Here is a 1,463-nt window from a genome sequence, read left to right as displayed (position 1 = left end):
GTATATAGTTGTATTATGATACTGCCAAGCGTTTTATTAGCGCAGGATAGACAAGAAATACAACCTTCTTTAAATCAGATTAAAATATTCGAGTCTTTGTTTGTTAGTCAAATGCATTCTTCTCTTTTGGATAAACAAGAGTTTAAAGTGTATAACGATTTGAATTTTTTATTTGATTCTCAAAAGGGAGATTTCTCTAGAAAACAACAAGGTAGTCAAACAACTCTTTATGGAGTTAGCTCTCAAGGAACTAAAAAATGGGATAAAATTTACTTAAAAGGTAATTTTAATTACAATAGGATTAAACAAGAAAATGTAAAGTTTAATGCCTCAATTTTGGATCCATTTAGAGGGATGCCATTTATTGTTGCAGACACCAACTCTAGTAGATGGAATAAGCAACAAATAGATTTTAATGCCCAAGGTATATTGAAAGTTTCAAATAAAATGAGTTTAGGTCTTTTTACAGGATTTGAGGTTTATAGTGGGGCAAAACAAAGAGATATAAGATCTGAGAATTATCGATATAAATTACAGATTAATCCTTCTTTGTCATATCATCTAACTAATAATAGTTCTATTAGTGCAGAGTTGAACTATGTTTCTTTTAAAGAGGAGTCTTCCAATTCTAATACTAATACTTATATCGATCAGCCATATTATGAATTATATGGATTGGGACATCATGTAAAAGCAATAGGTTCAGGTAGAACGACTAATTATTTTGGTAACACTTTAGGTACAGGAATAAACTATCTATATAAACAAAAAGGGTATTGGTTATTATTTTATGGTAAAACTGATCTGCAAGTTGAAGATGTTGAAATCAGCTTTTCTATCCCTAAAAAGGATGGAACGGTTAAATCAAGAGAAAATAAATTAGGGGTTTTTTGGGGAAATACTATGGATAGATATCAATCTAAGGTTCAATTAGAGTATAGTAATACTAACAGGAAAGCAATTGAATATATTAGTTTATATGATTCTAATATAGATAATTTGGGATGGGATGTAAAAGGACAATTTGTTTTCTCAAGTTATAAAATGGATAGGATTGATTTAGGAGTAGATTATTTAACCAAAGAAAGTACAACAGGAGATTTTATCAATTGGTTTACAATTAAACTGTCCTATTTGAATCAAAAAGATAAGTATTTAGCAACTGGTTCAAAATTCTATAACAGTTCTGGGGTGGGAGAATTTAAATATCAAAGAAACTTAAGTGTCTTAAGGAAAAAGGGAGAATTAATAGCAAGTATGGGGCTTAAATATAAACATAGTTTTAGCTCTGATTATAAGTATAATGGAGGATATCCAAGTAGTTTAGTTGTTACAGAACTAATGCAAAATGAATTACAATATATAGATAGTAGCTATTGGAGAATCGCTCCAGAGATTATTTATTCTTTAAAACTGGATAAGAATACTAGTTCTATTTTTTATCTAAAAGCTTCATATAATTA

At 29.0% G+C, this 1,463-nt stretch carries 1 protein-coding gene; it reads left to right on the top strand.

The features are described 5' to 3' along the window. Positions 1-15: 15 nt before the first annotated feature. A partial coding sequence (locus tag GOQ24_RS07900; protein ID WP_160339434.1) for a DUF6850 family outer membrane beta-barrel protein occupies positions 16-1,463 on the top strand: 1,448 nt, incomplete at its 3' end.

This window comes from Myroides sp. LoEW2-1 (assembly GCF_009767705.1).
GTDB classification, from domain to species: domain Bacteria; phylum Bacteroidota; class Bacteroidia; order Flavobacteriales; family Flavobacteriaceae; genus Flavobacterium; species Flavobacterium album_A.
This window is presented reverse-complemented; position numbering and strand designations above follow the sequence as displayed.